Genomic DNA, 14938 nt, shown 5'->3' on the forward strand with positions numbered 1-14938 from the left:
CTGTGCGGCCCCAGAAAAAATCAATGCATCAGCACCACCAACTTACCCACAGCCTGCCGCTGCCCCAGTTTCTCGATGGCAGCCCCAGCCTCGGCCAGTGGATAAGTCTGCGACACCAGCGGCTTCAACTTACCTTCGGCATGCCAGGCAAACAGCTGCTTGAAATTGGCCGCATTATCCTCGGGCTGGCGCTGTGCGAACGCGCCCCAGAACACCCCCAGCACCGCCGCGCCTTTGAGCAGCACCAGGTTGGTCGCCAGTTGTGGAATGCTGCCGCTGGCAAACCCCACCACCAGCAGCCGGCCATTCCATGCCAGCCCGCGCACTGCCTGTTCGAACAGCTCGCCGCCGACCGGGTCGTAGATCACGTCCACACCCTGGCCGCCGGTCAGGCGCTTGATTTCCTCGCGCAGGCTGGCCTGGCTGTAATCGATCAGTTCATCTGCCCCGGCAGCCTTGGCCACGGCCAATTTTTCGGCACTGCTGGCCGCCGCGATCACCCGCGCACCCATGGCCTTGCCGATTTCCACCGCCGCCAGACCGACCCCGCCGGATGCGCCCAGTACCAGCAGCGTCTCGCCTGCTTGCAGTTGGCCGCGCTGGCGCAGGGCGTGCATCGAGGTGCCATAAGTCATGCCAAACGCCGCAGCGGTGGTGAAGTCCATGCTCGCCGGGATCGGCAGCACGTTGTAGAACGGCACTGCCACCTGCTCGGCGAACGAACCCCAGCCGGTGAGTGCCATGACCCGGTCGCCGACCTTGAACGCGCCGGCTTTTTCGCCCACTGCTGCCACCACGCCCGCAGCTTCGCCGCCGGGGGAAAACGGTAGCGGTGGCTGAAATTGGTATTTGCCCTCGATGATCAGGGTGTCGGGAAAGTTGACACCGGCGGCCTGCACATCCAGCAGGATCTCGGTTTTCTTCGGCAGCGGGCTGGCCACGTCTTCCAGTACCAGATCGCGCGCCGGACCCAGGGTTTTGCACAACACAGCTTTCATCGGGGCTATTCCTTTGCGGGTAGTGGCCGATAAGTGTAGGAGGGCCGCTTGCCGGGTCAACGAGCATGGCCCGCCCTGATGAGCCGGCATAAGCCCGGGCTTGGGTTTGAGCGGCGTGCTGGGTAAGCTGGCGCCAACTGTATTGAGGAGCGAATTCGTGAAAGCGTGGATCTTGATGGTGCTGGCGCTGCTGTTGCCGGCTGCGGCCATGGCCGAAGAAGCCAAGGAAGGGGCGCCCAAGGTTGCCTACATCAGCCTGAGCCCACCCTTTGTGGGCAACTATGCCCTCGACGGCGGCCCACGGCTGCGCGTGTACAAGGCCGATGTGGCCCTGCGCGTGACCGGCGACGAAGCGGCCAAGGCGGTAAAGCACCACGAACCGCTGATCCGCAACCAGCTGGTGGCACTGTTCACCCAGCAGACCGTGGACAACATGAGCAATGTCGAGGCCAAGGAACACCTTCGCCAGGAGGCGCTGAAGCAGGTGCAGCAGGTGCTGGAAGCGGAAGAAGGCAAGCCGATCGTCGAGGACCTGCTGTTCAACAACCTGATCGTGCAGTGATCAATGTGGGAGCGGGCGAGCCCGCGAAGCAGGCGGCGCGGTGAATGGCACTGGCTTCGCCGGTGTTCGCGGGCTTGCCCGCTCCCACAGTTGCCGACCATAGATCCTGAGGTGTCATGAGGCCAGGCTACGGCGAAACCGCGCCAGGGCGACGCTGAAAAACACCAGGCCGATCAGCGCCAGCGCCAGGATATCCGGCCACACGACTGTCCACCCGGCATCCCGGAACAGGATCGCGGTACCCAGGCTGACGAAGTGCGTCGACGGCGACCCCTGCATCACCCATTGCAACCACTGCGGCATGCTGTCCAGGGGTGTGCTGCCGCCAGACAACAACAGCATCGGGATGATCACCGGGATCGCCAGCAGGCCGAACTGCGGCGTCGAGCGTGCCAGGGTGGCCAGGAAGATGCCCAGCGCGGTACTGGCAAACAGGTAAAGCGTAGTCACGGCCAGGAACAGCCCCATCGAGCCGGACAGTGGCACGCCCAGTGCGCCTTTCACCACCACCACCAGCGAAACCCACGTGCAGATCACCACCACCAGCGCGTTGCTGCCGATCTTCGCCAGCATGATTTCCAGTGCGGTGAGCGGCAGCACCAGCAGGTGGTCGAGGGTGCCATGTTCACGCTCGCGCAGCAGTGCGGTGCCAGTGAGGATGATCGCCAGGATGGTGATGTTGTTGACGATCTGGATCACCGCCAGGAACCAGCCCCCCTCAAGGTTGGGGTTGAACAGCGCCTTGGGGTTGATCAGCACCGGGCTTTGCACGTTGCCACGCTGGGTGTAGTCGAGCAGTTCACGCTCGAAGATGCGCCCGATGTAGCCGGCGCCCATGAATGCCTGGCTCATGGCCGTGGCGTCGACGTTGATCTGCAGCTCCGGCGAGCGCCCGGCCAGCAGGTCGCTCTGGAAGTTCACCGGTACATTGATCACGAAGGTGTACTCGCCGCTGTCCATGGCCTGGTCCAGGCGTTCTGCGGGCAGCGGTACGGCGGGCTGGAACTCGGGCGGTTGCAGGGCTTCGGCCAGTTTGCGCGACAGCTGGCTGTGGTCTTCGTCGACGACCGCTACGCTGGCGTTGTGTACGCCAATCACCGAGCCGGCCGCCGGCATGTAGATCGCCACGCTAAAGGCATACAGCAGGAACAGCAGCAGTACGCTGTCATGGCGCAGGCTGGTCAGTTCTTTCAGGCCCAGGCGCAGGGTGTGGTTCAGGCGCGACATGTCAGGCCTCCTGCTTCTTCAGCATGGCCAGGCTCAGGCCGGTAAACACCGCGAAGAAGCCCAGCAGGATCAGGCACTGCGGCCATAGCTCGCGCAGCCCCAGCGCCTTGGTGAAGGTGCCGACCGCGATATCGAGAAAGTAGCCCGCCGGGAACAGCTGACCCATCACCGCCGCTGCGCCGTCCAGTGACGAGCGCGGCACGATCAGCCCGGAAAACTGGATGGTCGGCAGGCTGGTGATGATCATGGTGCCCAGGATGGCTGCGATCTGGGTGCGGGTGAAGGCCGAGATCAGCAGGCCCAGGCTGGTGGTGGCCAGCAGGTAGGCCACGCCACCACAGGCCAGGGCCAGCACACTGCCTTTGAGCGGCACGGCGAACAGCCAGCGGTTCATTGCCACCAACAGCGCCAGGTTGACCAGGCTCACGGCCAGGTAAGGCACCTGCTTGCCAAGCAGGAACTCCAGGCGGGTGAGGGGTGTGGCGTAGAAGTTGGTGATGGAGCCGAGTTCTTTTTCGCGGACAATGCCCAGCGCGGTGAGCATGGCCGGAATAAAGGCCAAAATCAGCGCCATCACGCCCGGGCCGATGGCATTTACGCTGACCACGTCCTGGTTGTAGCGAAAACGCGTTTCCAGGCGCACCAGGTCCTGGCGCGGCTGCGGCTGGGGGCTGGCCTTTGCCAGTTGCTCAAGGTTGGCCTGGTGCACGGCTTCCACGTAGTTGCGGCTGGTTTCTGCACGGAACGGCATGCCGCCGTCGAGCCAGGCCGCCACCACCGGTTGGCGCCCGGCGTACAGGTCGCGGCCAAAGCCGGGCGGGATCTCCAGCGCCAGTTTGATTTCCGAACGTTGCAGGCGTTGATGCATCTCGCGGCTGTCACGAATCGGCGCCTGTTCGGCAAAATAGCGTGAGCCACGGAAGGCTTCGAGGTAGGCCCGGCTTTGTGGGCTCTGGTCCTGATCGTGCACGGCGAAGGCAAGGTTTTCCACATCCAGCGAAATGCCGTAGCCGAAGATCACCATCATGAACAGCGCGCCCAGCAGGGCGAAGGCCAGGCGCACCTTGTCACGCAGCAGCTCCTTGCCCTCACGGCTGGCCACCGCCAGCAGGCGGCGCAGGCTGAAGCCCTGACGCAGTGGCGGGGCGGCCGTGGCTGCCTGCTCCAGCACGGCGTTATCTGCGGCTTGCGGCGCGAGCTCCTGGGCCTGCTCCAGGCAGCGCACGAACGCATCCTCCAGGGTGTCGCCCTGGTACTGGCGCTGCAGGGCATCGGGCGTGTCGCAGGCCAGTACCCGGCCGGCATGCATCAACGAGATGCGGTCGCAGCGCTGGGCTTCGTTCATGAAATGGGTTGAGAGGAAAATGGTTACGCCCTGTTCGCGTGATAGTTCAACCAGCAGGCGCCAGAAGTCGTCCCGAGCGGCGGGATCGACGCCGGAGGTTGGTTCGTCGAGAATCAACACTTCCGGGCGGTGCAGCACCGCCACCGCCAACGACAGGCGCTGGCGCAGGCCAAGGGGCAGGGCGCCGGAAGGTTGATCAGCGATAGCAGCGAGGTCGAAGCGCGCGATCAGCTCATCGATGCGCGGGGTGCTCTCGGCTTTGGGCAAGTCGAACAGGCGGGCATGCAAGGCCAGGTTCTGTCGGGTGCTGAGCTCGCCATAAAGCGAGAAACTCTGCGACATGAAACCGACCCGCTTACGCGTGGCCAGGTCACTGGCGTCCACCGGGCGCCCCAGCAGGCTGGCGCTGCCCTCGCTGGCCGGCATCAAGCCGGTGAGCACCTTCATGGTGGTGGTCTTGCCGCAGCCGTTGGAACCGAGAAAGCCGAAGATCTCGCCACGGCCAATGGCGAAACTGACCTTGTCTACCGCCGTGAAATCGCCAAAGCGCAGGGTCAGGTCGTGGGCCTCGATGGCGACCGGGCTGTCTGTGGCCGGGCGCGGTGGGATGCGCAAGGGTTGATGCTGCGCCTTGCCCGCGCCCTGGTAGTGGGTGAAGGCGTCGTCCAGCTTGCCGCTTGGGGTGACGGCAGCCAGTTCGTGGCTCGGGCCTGCGGCCAGCAGGTGGCCGCCATCGAGCATCAGGCAATGCTCGAACTGTTCGGCCTCTTCCATGTAGGCGGTAGCCACCAGCAGGGTCAGCTGCGGGCGCTGTGCGCGAACCTGTTCGACCAGCTCCCAGAAGCGCCGACGCGACAGCGGGTCCACGCCGGTGGTGGGTTCGTCGAGGATCAGCAGGTCCGGCTCGTGGATCAGCGCGCAGCACAGCCCCAGCTTCTGCTTCATGCCACCCGACAGCTTGCCGGCCGGCCGCTTGGCAAAGCGTTGCAGGTCGGTGGCCTGCAGCAGGTTGGCCATGCGCTGGTCGCACTCGCGGCGGCCCAGCCCGAACAGGGTGGCGAAAAAGCGAATGTTCTCGCTGATCGACAGCTCCGGGTACAGGTTGTTGCCCAGCCCCTGTGGCATGAACGCCACTTTCGGGTACAGCGCCGCGCGATGACGCCGCTGGCGGATCGAGCCACCCAGCACCTGCAGTTCGCCCTGTTGCAGGCGTTTGACGCCTGCAATCAACCCCAGCAAGGTTGATTTCCCGGCGCCATCAGGGCCGATAAGCGCGCAGCGGGTGCCTGCAGGCAGGCTGAAATCGAGGGTGTGCAGGGCCACCAGGTCGCCGTAGCGGTGGCTGATGCCCTCGGCCAGCAGTGCCGGGGCGTTCATTGCAGGTTGGCCGGCCAGTCCACCTCAGCCGTGCGCACATACCCAGCGCCGGGCATGCCCGGTTTGGCCTGCGGCACGGCGCCTGGGTCGGTCAGGCGAAGCTTGACCCGGAACACCAGCTTTTGCCGCTCGTCGCGGGTTTCTACCTGTTTGGGGGTGAACTGGGCCTTGGCGGCGACAAAGGCCACCTTGGCCGGCAAGGCACGTTCGGGCAGGGCGTCCAGCACGATGCGCGCCGGGTCACCTACGGTCAGCTGGCCGCTGGTGGACGCTGGGAGGTACAGGTTCATGTACTGGTCGCTGGGGTCGATCAGCATCAGCACGCGACCGCCGGCACCCAGCACTTCACCGGGCTCGGCCAGGCGCAGCTGGATAATGCCGTTGATGGGCGCACGCAAGCTGCTGTCGTCGATTTCGCTGGTGAGCTGCGCCACCTGGGCCTCGGCGGCACCGATGGCAGCCTTGATCGCTGCCAGTTGGGCGCGGGCGGCGACCACGGCTGCGTTGGCAGTGTCAAAGCGTGCCTGTTGCTGGTCGAGTAACTGCTGGCTCGCGTATTTGCGCTGGAAAATTTCGCGCACGCGCTTGAGCTCCTGGCTGGCCAGCAACAGCTCGCTTTGACGCAGTTGCACGCTGGCCTGGGCGGCGGCGTAGTTTTCCCGGGCGCGCAGCACTTCGGCTTCGGCCTGGCTGCGCTGGGCTTGCATGGTGCGGGTGTCGATGCGCGCCAGCAACTGGCCGCGGGTAACCTTGTCACCTTCGTCGACCAGCACTTCTGCCAGGCGACCGGGGACTTTACTGGCAATCTGGACTTCGGTGGCTTCGAGGCGGCCGTTGCCCATACTCAGTCCTTCGGGCAACTGGTCGTGGAGCGACTTCCAGTACCCCAGCCCTCCGGCTGCAGCGAGCAGGGCGATCAGCGCGGTGGCGAAGATTCTGGGGGCGTATCGGTTCATCGTTCTGCATCCTTGCGCTCATGCACACCACATCATGGCGCGGGGCCACGCGTGGCGTGTTGATATCGGTCAAACCCTTGACCTTAGCCACGGATTCAACGAAGCGCGACAATTACCGCCCATTGTTCGGGGGTCACCGGCATGACCGACAGCCGGCTGCCCTTTTGTACTAGCGGCAACTCGGCCAGACCGGACTGCTGCTTCAGCCTGCCCAGTTCCAGTACCCGCGGCAGGGTTTGCACATGGGCCACATCCACTGCACTCCATGGGTTCTTGTCGGCCGTGGCCTTGGCGTCGTAGTAGTGGCTTTGTGGGTCCAGCGCGGTGGGGTCGGGATAAGCCGCGCGGATGATTCTGGCAATGCCGGCAATGCCCGGTTGCGGGCAACTGGAGTGGTAGAAGAAAAATTCGTCACCTACGTTCATGGCCCGCAGGAAATTCCGCGCTTGATAATTGCGCACGCCGTCCCAGCGCGCTTCGCCCAGGCGGCCCAAGCCTTCGATGGACAGTTCGTCGGGCTCGGATTTCATCAGCCAGTAGGCCATGGATACTGCTCCTGAAAAGGTTTGAAATAACCTGTTGCACGAAACCGACAGCCGGTTGGCGTCAAGGTTTGCTTGCGGACGCAGGTTGTCGGAAAATGCGCCCCGTTTAAAGCGCGATCCGCTGGTGATACTCAGAAAATCGCCAAGCACTGAACAGTTTGCCTGGGGGGCAATCTTCGATGAATCAACGCAAAAAGCCGGATCTGCTGTGGATTCTGGTGTTCATTTTTGGCCTGGGTGTGGTCACTACCGGTTATGCGCAGGGTTTGTGGGAGCGCAAGCTGGACAGCGCCTATCAAATGCCGGTTGACGCCAGCCAGCCACAACGTTGATGCCCTCCGCTGGCGCCGCTCAACGCGGCGCCAGGTACCAGTCACGGTCCGAGACCGTCCCTTGCAGCGGTACATCCCAACTGGCTTGCGCCAGCCGCTCGACCTTCTGGCATTCGTGCGCCAGCCCCAGCAGCAATGGTTTTTTCCAGGTTTGCCGACGTGCCTGGTAGGCCAGGCTGCGATCATAGAACCCACCCCCCATGCCCAGGCGCCCGCCCACTTCGTCAAAACCGACCAGCGGTAGCAGGATCAGGTCCAGCGCCCAGACCGGCCGCTGGCGCCTGCGGTCCGTGAGCGGCTCGGGAATGCGGAAACGATTGGGCTTGAGCTTTTCGCCCTGCTCGAACCGTTGGAACACCATGCGCGTGCGCGGCCAGGCGTGCAGCACCGGCAGGTAGGTGCGTTTGCCGCGACGCTGGGCTTCGCGCATCAACAGGCAAGGGTCGATTTCGCCGTCGTTGGGCAGATACAAGGCAATGTGCCGGGCGCGGCGGAACAACGGATGCTGTGCCAGCTGGCGATACAGGCCGAGGGTGGCCTGGCGTTGCTGGGCAGGGGTGAGGGCACGGCGGGCATTGCGAAGCAGGCGACGGAGCTGGGGGCGGGTGAGCGGCGCGGTGTCGGTCATGGCACGAGCGATCCCAGGAGGGCTGGCCGCCACTGCAAGGTCGGCCAAAGCGAATCGCCCGCCTTGAGGGGCGGGCAACAGAATTCAGGCTCCCCGGTCAGACCGCTGTCGGTGTAGCCCTTGAACCCGAAAGTTCAAGGTGGAGATTGCAGGGGGCGTTAAGGCTTTCCGTCGGGCGGACATGCACACCGGCCCCAGCGTGCAACCCCCGTGGTTGTGCGTATCGGCTCAGGGACATAACCGACTGGCGCATCCACCAGGGAGTGGCGCCAGTATACCAATCTCAACCGATTTTGGTATCCGTGTCGTCGGACAATGCCTTATCTACCCGATCCAGCAGGTCGCGCACCTGTTCGCGATTGGTGCTGCTGGCCGGAGCTTCGGTGCGGTCTTCCTGGCGGTGCAGCATTTCGTGGGTAATGTTCAATGCCGCCATGACCGCGATGCGGTCGGCGCCAATCACCTTGCCGCTGCTGCGGATCTCGCGCATCTTGCCGTCCAGGTAGCGCGCGGCGCTGACCAGGTTGTTGCGCTCTTCCGGCGGGCAGATGATCGAGTATTCTTTGTCGAGGATCTGCACGGTGACGCTATTGCTTGAACTCATGAGTCTTGCTCCAGAGCCTTGAGGCGTAAGATCATCGACTCGACCTTGCGCTTGGCGATCTCGTTCTTTTCGATGAGGTGGGCGCGCTCTTCGCGCCAGGATTTTTCCTGAGCTACTAGGAGTGCATTTTGCCGTTTTAGTTGCTCGACGCGTTCGATCAGCAACTCGAATCGGCTCATCAGTGCCTGAAGGTCGTTCTCTTGCGTGGGTTGCACTCGATTCGCTCCGTCGTTGAGTCACCTGGCGATGATGCCTCTCCCTGGGCGGCGACGGCCAGTGCCGATGGTCTTGGCGCGCCTGCCGGTGCTAGGATACAAGGCCTCCATTCTAGTCATTGCGCCGTCTGGCGCCTAGCTGCCCATGCCCAATACCCAATCGCCTTACATCGCCTTCGCCATGCTGCTCTCGAGCAATGGTCATCCTGTCACCCCGGCCGAACTGCACGGCCTGCTGATCGGCCGCAGCTGCGCCGGTGCCGGTTTCGATGCCGATGCCTGGCTGGCCGATGCCGCCCAGTTGCTGGAAACCGAGCCCGGTGACACCGTGCGCAACGCCCTGATCGGCCTGCAGGAAATGGTCAAGGGTGAGCTGACCAGCGACGATATGGCCATCGTCCTGCTGCTGCCTTCCGACGACGCCGCCCTCAGCGACCGCGCCACCGCGCTGGGCCAGTGGTGCCAAGGGTTCATTACCGGTTTCGGCCTGAATGCCGGGGGCAAGGACCTGTCCGACGAAGCCAAGGATGTGCTGCAGGACCTGGTGGCCATTTCCCAGGTACAGGAAGCCCTCGAAGAGTCTGAAGACGGCGAGAGCGACTACATGGAAGTCATGGAATACCTGCGCGTGGCGCCTCTGCTGCTGTTCTCGGAGCTGGCCAAGCCGGCCGCACCCGCGCCCAAGCCATCGCTGCACTGATCAACCGGGGGTAGTCTGCCCATGAGCCACATTCCCAAGGCCGAGTATGCCCGCCGGCGCAAGGCGCTGATGGCGCAGATGGTCCCCAACAGCATCGCCATCCTGCCTGCCGCCGCAGTTGCCATCCGCAACCGCGACGTCGAGCACGTATACCGCCAGGACAGCGACTTTCAGTACCTCAGCGGCTTTCCGGAGCCTGAGGCGGTCATTGCGCTGATCCCGGGGCGTGAGCATGGCGAGTACGTGCTGTTCTGCCGTGAGCGTAACCCGGAGCGCGAGCTGTGGGACGGGCTTCGGGCCGGTCAGGAAGGCGCAGTGCGCGATTTCGGCGCCGACGATGCCTTCCCCATCACTGACATCGACGAGATCCTGCCGGGCCTGATCGAAGGCCGCGAGCGGGTATACAGCGCCATGGGCAGCAACCCCGAGTTCGACCGGCGGCTGATGGACTGGATCAACGTGATCCGCTCCAAGGCCCGCCTGGGCGCGCAGCCGCCGAACGAGTTCGTTGCGCTGGATCATCTGCTGCACGACATGCGCCTGTATAAATCGGCTGCGGAAGTGAAGGTGATGCGGGCTGCCGCAGCCATCTCGGCGCGGGCACATGTGCGTGCCATGCAGGCCTGCCGGGCCGGGCTGCACGAATACAGCCTGGAAGCCGAACTGGATTACGAGTTCCGCAAGGGCGGCGCGAAGATGCCTGCCTACGGCTCGATTGTCGCGGCTGGGCGTAATGGCTGCATCCTGCACTATCAGCAGAATGACGCCCTGCTCAAGGATGGCGACCTGGTGCTGATCGACGCCGGTTGCGAAATCGACTGCTACGCCAGCGACATCACCCGCACCTTCCCGGTCAGCGGGCGCTTTTCGCCCGAGCAGAAGGCCATTTACGAGCTGGTGCTCAAGGCGCAGGCCGCGGCGTTTGCCGAAATCGCCCCGGGCAAGCACTGGAACCACGCCCACGAGGCGACCGTGAAGGTCATTACCGAAGGCCTGGTGGAGCTGGGCCTGCTCACCGGCGAGGTGCAGGCGCTGATCGACAGCGAGGCCTATCGCGCCTTCTACATGCACCGTGCCGGCCATTGGCTGGGAATGGATGTGCACGATGTGGGCGAGTACAAGGTGGGCGGCGAATGGCGTGTGCTGGAACCCGGCATGGCGCTGACCGTCGAGCCGGGCATCTACATAGGTGCCGACAATCAGGCAGTGGCCAAAAAATGGCGCGGCATTGGTGTAAGGATCGAGGACGACGTGGTGGTGACCAGGCAAGGTTGTGAAATCCTGACTTCAGGCGTGCCGCGTACGGTTGCCGAGATCGAGGCGCTGATGCAGGCCGCCCGCAAGGACGCCGCATGAGCCGCGTGAACCTGGCAATCATTGGCGGTGGCCTGGTGGGCGCAAGCCTGGCGTTGACCCTGCAGGCCGGGGCCAAGGCGCGCGGCTGGAAGATCCTCCTGATCGAGCCGTTCGCACCCGGCGACAGCTTCCAGCCCAGCTACGATGCGCGCTCTTCGGCGTTGTCGTTCGGTACTCAGCAGATCTACCAGCAGCAGGGCCTTTGGCAGGCCATTGGCCGGCGTGCCGAGCCCATCCGGCAAATTCACGTGTCTGACCGTGGCCGCTTCGGCGCCACCCGCCTGGATGCCCAGGAAGAGGGTGTGCCGGCACTGGGCTACGTGGTGGAAAACGCCTGGCTTGGCCAATGCCTGTGGCAAGGGCTGGACAGCGACGTGGTGAGTTGGCGCTGCCCGGCAGAAGTGACCTCGATGCAGGCTATCGAAGGCGGTTACCGCCTGGGGTTGAATGACGACACCCAGCTGGAATGCGACCTGGCGGTACTGGCTGACGGCGGCCGTTCCGGGCTGCGCGAGCAGTTGGGTATTCACGTGCGTCATACGCCGTACCAGCAGAGCGCATTGATCGCCAACATCACCCCGGGTGAGGCCCACGGCGGCCAGGCGTTCGAGCGCTTCACCGAAGAAGGCCCCATGGCCCTGCTGCCGCTGCCGGAAAACCGCTGTGCACTGGTGTGGACCCGCCAGGGCATGGATGCGCGGCGCCTGGCCGACATCGACGAGCGCAGCTTCCTGCGCGAGCTGCAAGGCGTGTTTGGCTATCGCCTGGGCACGCTGCGCCAGGTCGGCGCACGGCACCTTTACCCCCTGTCACTGATCGAGGCCCAGGAACAGGTGCGGCCGCACCTGGTGGTACTGGGCAATGCCGCGCACAGCCTGCACCCCATCGCTGGCCAGGGCTTCAACCTGTCGCTGCGCGATGTGCAGTCGCTGGCCGACGCGTTGCTGGCCGGCCCGCAGCAGCCTGGCGACCTGGCCACGCTGCAGGCTTATGCCCAGCGCCAGCGTCTGGACCAGGCCATGACCATTGGCTTTTCCGACCAGGTCACCCGCCTGTTTGGCAGCAATCAGCCGTTGCTGGCCGCCGGTCGTAACCTCGGCCTGCTGGGGCTCGACCTGTTGCCGCCGGCCAAAAGCTGGTTCGCCCGCCAGGCCATGGGCCTTGGCACCCGCCCCGATCCGCGAGGGCAGGCATGAGCAACCCGCGTAAACTGGCACGCCGTGCACGCATGTTGCGCTGGATGCTGAACCTCTACCCGCCGTACCTGGGTGCTGGTATCCGCGTGCAGTCCATCAGCCCGGACCTGCGCAGCGTCAAAGTGGCGATGAAGTTGACCCGCTGGAACCGCAACTATGTCGGTACCCAGTTCGGTGGCAGCCTGTATTCGATGGTCGACCCTTTCTACATGTTGCTGCTGATCGAGCAACTGGGCCGCGACTACATCGTCTGGGACAAGGCCGCCAGCATCGATTTCATCTCGCCGGGCAAAGGCCCGGTGTATGCCGAATTTCACGTTGATGACGCGCTGCTGGACGACATTCGCCAGCAGACCGCCACCGGCAAGAAGTGCCTGCCGCGATTGCAGGTCGATATCCGCGATGGTGCCGGCGAACTGGTGGCGCGGGTCGATAAAACCCTATACGTGCGGCTCAAGCCGCAAGCGAGGCTGGCGTAAGGCATGGAAACGCGCGCAGATCTGTTGATTGTCGGTGCCGGTATGGTCGGCAGCGCACTGGCCCTGGCGTTGCGCCACAGTGGCTTGCAAATCCTCTTGCTCGATGGCGGCCCGCTGACGGTCAAGCCCTTCGACGCCCAGGCACCCTTCGAGCCACGTGTCAGCGCGCTGTCGGCGGCCAGCCAGCGCATCCTCGAGCGCCTTGGCGCGTGGGACGGCATTGCCCAGCGGCGTGCCACGCCGTATTCCGACATGCATGTGTGGGACGGCAGCGGCACTGGGCAGATTCATTTCTCGGCCGCCAGCGTGCACGCCCACGTGCTTGGCCATATCGTCGAGAACCGGGTGGTGCAGGATGGCCTGCTGGAGCGCCTGCACGACAGCGACATCGGCCTGCTGCCCAACGCGCGGATGGAGCAGTTGCGTCGCTCGGGAGACGAGTGGTTGCTGACCCTGGCCGATGGCCGGCAGCTGCGTGCACCGCTGGTGGTTGCCGCCGACGGTGCCCAATCAGCGGTGCGGCGCCTGGCGGGCTGCGAAACCCGCGAATGGGATTACCTTCACCATGCCATCGTCACCAGTGTGCGTTGCAGTGCCGGGCACCAGGGCACGGCCTGGCAGCGTTTCACCGATGAGGGGCCGTTGGCTTTCCTGCCGTTGACCCGTGATGGCCAGCAGGACTGGTGCTCGATTGTATGGTCGACCACCCCGGAGCATGCCGAGCAGCTGATGGCACTGGATGAAGCTGCCTTCCTGCAGGCCCTGGAGCGGGCCTTCGAGGGGCGCCTGGGGGAGGTGCTGCAGGCCGACCCGCGGGTATGCGTGCCGCTGCGCCAGCGCCACGCCAAGCGCTATGTGGATGAAGGCCTGGCCTTGATCGGCGATGCTGCGCACACCATCCACCCGCTGGCGGGGCAGGGTGTAAACCTGGGCTTCCTCGATGCCGCAGTACTGGCCGAAGTGCTGGTCAACGCTTGCGAGCGCGGTGAGCGGCTGGCGGATGTGAAGGTGTTGAGCCGTTACGAGCGGCGGCGCATGCCGCACAACCTGGCGCTGATGGCAGCAATGGAGGGCTTCGAGCGCTTGTTCCAGGCCAACCCGCTGCCGTTGCGCTGGTTGCGTAACAGCGGGTTGAAACTGGTGGAGCAGATGCCGGAGGCCAAGGCGCTGTTTGTACGCCAGGCGCTGGGTTTGAGTGGTGATCTGCCGGATCTGGCCAAAGCCTGAGGGTTGCTCCTGCAATGGGCGGTGCAAGCTCTGCAACATCCGGTAACTGCTAGGTAGATGAGCCAGAAAATGGGATTCACTACCATTCGCACCTCTCAAACGATCCGAGGAGTGCTTCCCATGTTGCCACGCAAGCCCCTACTGGCCGCCCTGGCCCTGACCCTGTTCGGCGGCACTGCCCAAGCGGCGGATGAAGTGGTGGTGTACTCCTCGCGCATCGACGAGCTGATCAAGCCGGTGTTCGATGCCTACACCGCCAAGACCGGGGTCAAGATCAAGTTCATCACCGACAAGGAAGCCCCGCTGATGCAGCGCATCAAGGCCGAGGGCGACAACGGCGTGGCCGACCTGCTGTTGACCGTCGATGCCGGCAACCTGTGGCAAGCCGAGCAGATGGGCATCCTGCAGCCGATCAAGTCCGACATCATCGACCAGAACATTCCGCCGCAGTACCGCGCCTCGTCCCATGACTGGACGGGCCTGAGCCTGCGCGCCCGCACCATCATCTACTCCACCGAGCGGGTCAAGCCCGAGGAGTTGAGCACCTACGAAGCCTTGGCCGACAAACAGTGGGAAGGCCGCCTGTGCCTGCGCACGGCAAAGAAGGTGTACAACCAGTCGCTCACCGCCACCCTGATCGAGACACATGGCGAGGCGAAAACGGAGCAAATCGTCAAAGGCTGGGTCAACAACCTGTCCACCGACGTGTTCTCCGACGACAACGCGGTAATCCAGGCCATCGAGGCCGGCCAGTGTGACGTGGGCGTGGTCAACACCTATTACTACGGCCGCCTGCACAAGCAAAACCCGAACCTGCCGGTGAAGATCTTCTGGCCCAACCAGGGTGACCGTGGCGTGCACGTCAACCTGTCGGGTATTGGCCTGACCAAGCATGCGCCACACCCGGAAGCGGCGAAAAAGCTGGTGGAGTGGATGACAGGTGAAGACGCGCAAAAGCTGTTCGCCGACATCAACCAGGAGTTCCCGGCCAACCCGAAGGTCAAGCCTTCCGAGGAAGTGGCGGCATGGGGCAGCTTCAAGGCTGACAGCATTCCGGTGGAAATTGCCGGCAAGCGTCAGGCCGAAGCCATTCGTTTGATGGATCGCGCTGGCTACAACTAAGCGCCAGGCCGTATCCTTCCGGGGCCTTCAGAGGCCCCTTCGCGGGACAAGCCCGCGCCCACACTAACG

At 64.2% G+C, this 14938-nt stretch carries 16 protein-coding genes and 1 other RNA gene; 8 read left to right on the plus strand and 9 right to left on the minus strand.

Annotated features, from left to right (window positions below; translation table 11 throughout):
* Positions 1-20: 20 nt before the first annotated feature.
* Positions 21-998, minus strand: a complete 978-nt coding sequence (locus ACK1VC_RS04280) for an NADPH:quinone oxidoreductase family protein (protein WP_023048874.1) — start codon at positions 996-998, stop codon at positions 21-23.
* 157 nt (positions 999-1155) lie between these two features.
* On the opposite strand from ACK1VC_RS04280, the gene ACK1VC_RS04285 reads away from it, so the two are divergent.
* Entirely contained in the window at positions 1156-1560 is a 405-nt protein-coding gene (locus tag ACK1VC_RS04285) for a flagellar basal body-associated protein FliL (RefSeq protein ID WP_016489751.1), read from the plus strand.
* Positions 1561-1674: 114 nt separating this feature from the next.
* Here the strand turns inward: ACK1VC_RS04285 and ACK1VC_RS04290 are convergent, their stop codons facing one another.
* The 4 genes from ACK1VC_RS04290 to ACK1VC_RS04305 form a co-directional block, all read right to left on the minus strand.
* On the minus strand, positions 1675-2787 hold the full coding sequence (locus ACK1VC_RS04290) for an ABC transporter permease (RefSeq protein WP_023048875.1): 1113 nt from the start codon (positions 2785-2787) through the stop codon (positions 1675-1677).
* A gap of 1 nt (position 2788) precedes the next feature.
* Entirely contained in the window at positions 2789-5509 is a 2721-nt protein-coding gene (rbbA, locus tag ACK1VC_RS04295; RefSeq protein ID WP_191087096.1) for a ribosome-associated ATPase/putative transporter RbbA, read from the minus strand.
* Positions 5506-6465 (minus strand): HlyD family secretion protein, encoded by a 960-nt coding sequence (locus ACK1VC_RS04300; RefSeq protein ID WP_191087095.1) that lies wholly within the window; start codon positions 6463-6465, stop codon positions 5506-5508. Before ACK1VC_RS04300 ends, rbbA begins: the two co-directional genes overlap by 4 nt.
* 95 nt (positions 6466-6560) lie before the next feature.
* Positions 6561-7010, minus strand: coding sequence for an EVE domain-containing protein (locus ACK1VC_RS04305; RefSeq protein ID WP_016489748.1), 450 nt, complete (start codon positions 7008-7010; stop codon positions 6561-6563).
* 179 nt (positions 7011-7189) lie between these two features.
* On the opposite strand from ACK1VC_RS04305, the gene ACK1VC_RS04310 reads away from it, so the two are divergent.
* Positions 7190-7342: a hypothetical protein gene (locus tag ACK1VC_RS04310; RefSeq protein ID WP_016489747.1), complete on the plus strand. Its 153-nt coding sequence runs from the start codon at positions 7190-7192 to the stop codon at positions 7340-7342.
* Positions 7343-7361: 19 nt separating this feature from the next.
* On the opposite strand, the gene ACK1VC_RS04315 is transcribed toward ACK1VC_RS04310, so the two are convergent.
* The 4 genes from ACK1VC_RS04315 to ACK1VC_RS04330 all read right to left on the minus strand — a co-directional run bounded on the left by ACK1VC_RS04315 (position 7362) and on the right by ACK1VC_RS04330 (position 8753).
* Positions 7362-7970 (minus strand): 5-formyltetrahydrofolate cyclo-ligase, encoded by a 609-nt coding sequence (locus ACK1VC_RS04315; protein ID WP_024718086.1) that lies wholly within the window; start codon positions 7968-7970, stop codon positions 7362-7364.
* An 86-nt stretch (positions 7971-8056) separates the two neighbouring features.
* Positions 8057-8236: non-coding RNA, 6S RNA (ssrS, locus tag ACK1VC_RS04320), on the minus strand.
* Between the two features lie 17 nt (positions 8237-8253).
* A complete protein-coding gene (locus tag ACK1VC_RS04325; RefSeq protein ID WP_016489745.1) occupies positions 8254-8574 on the minus strand; it encodes a cell division protein ZapA in 321 nt (106 codons plus the stop codon).
* Positions 8571-8753 carry a TIGR02449 family protein gene (locus ACK1VC_RS04330; RefSeq protein ID WP_029886233.1) on the minus strand — a complete coding sequence of 61 codons (183 nt, stop codon included), beginning with the start codon at positions 8751-8753 and terminating at the stop codon, positions 8571-8573. The genes ACK1VC_RS04325 and ACK1VC_RS04330 overlap by 4 nt, the downstream gene beginning before the upstream one ends.
* 181 nt (positions 8754-8934) lie before the next feature.
* Here ACK1VC_RS04330 and ACK1VC_RS04335 point away from each other — a divergent pair, with 181 nt between their 5' ends.
* The 6 genes from ACK1VC_RS04335 (at position 8935) to ACK1VC_RS04360 (ending at position 14869) form a co-directional block, all read left to right on the plus strand.
* On the plus strand, positions 8935-9489 hold the full coding sequence (locus ACK1VC_RS04335) for a YecA/YgfB family protein (protein ID WP_016489744.1): 555 nt from the start codon (positions 8935-8937) through the stop codon (positions 9487-9489).
* A gap of 21 nt (positions 9490-9510) precedes the next feature.
* Complete coding sequence (gene pepP, locus ACK1VC_RS04340) at positions 9511-10845, plus strand: Xaa-Pro aminopeptidase (RefSeq protein ID WP_016489743.1); 1335 nt, start codon at positions 9511-9513, stop codon at positions 10843-10845.
* Positions 10842-12041, plus strand: coding sequence for a 2-octaprenyl-6-methoxyphenyl hydroxylase (gene ubiH, locus ACK1VC_RS04345; protein ID WP_096426897.1), 1200 nt, complete (start codon positions 10842-10844; stop codon positions 12039-12041). Before pepP ends, ubiH begins: the two co-directional genes overlap by 4 nt.
* A complete protein-coding gene (locus tag ACK1VC_RS04350; protein WP_016489741.1) occupies positions 12038-12520 on the plus strand; it encodes a DUF4442 domain-containing protein in 483 nt (160 codons plus the stop codon). Before ubiH ends, ACK1VC_RS04350 begins: the two co-directional genes overlap by 4 nt.
* A gap of 3 nt (positions 12521-12523) precedes the next feature.
* Positions 12524-13747 (plus strand): 2-octaprenyl-3-methyl-6-methoxy-1,4-benzoquinol hydroxylase, encoded by a 1224-nt coding sequence (locus ACK1VC_RS04355; RefSeq protein WP_016489740.1) that lies wholly within the window; start codon positions 12524-12526, stop codon positions 13745-13747.
* Positions 13748-13867: 120 nt separating this feature from the next.
* Entirely contained in the window at positions 13868-14869 is a 1002-nt protein-coding gene (locus ACK1VC_RS04360; protein WP_016489739.1) for an extracellular solute-binding protein, read from the plus strand.
* Positions 14870-14938: the final 69 nt, after the last annotated feature.

It is taken from the genome of Pseudomonas sp. XP2, assembly GCF_053557975.1.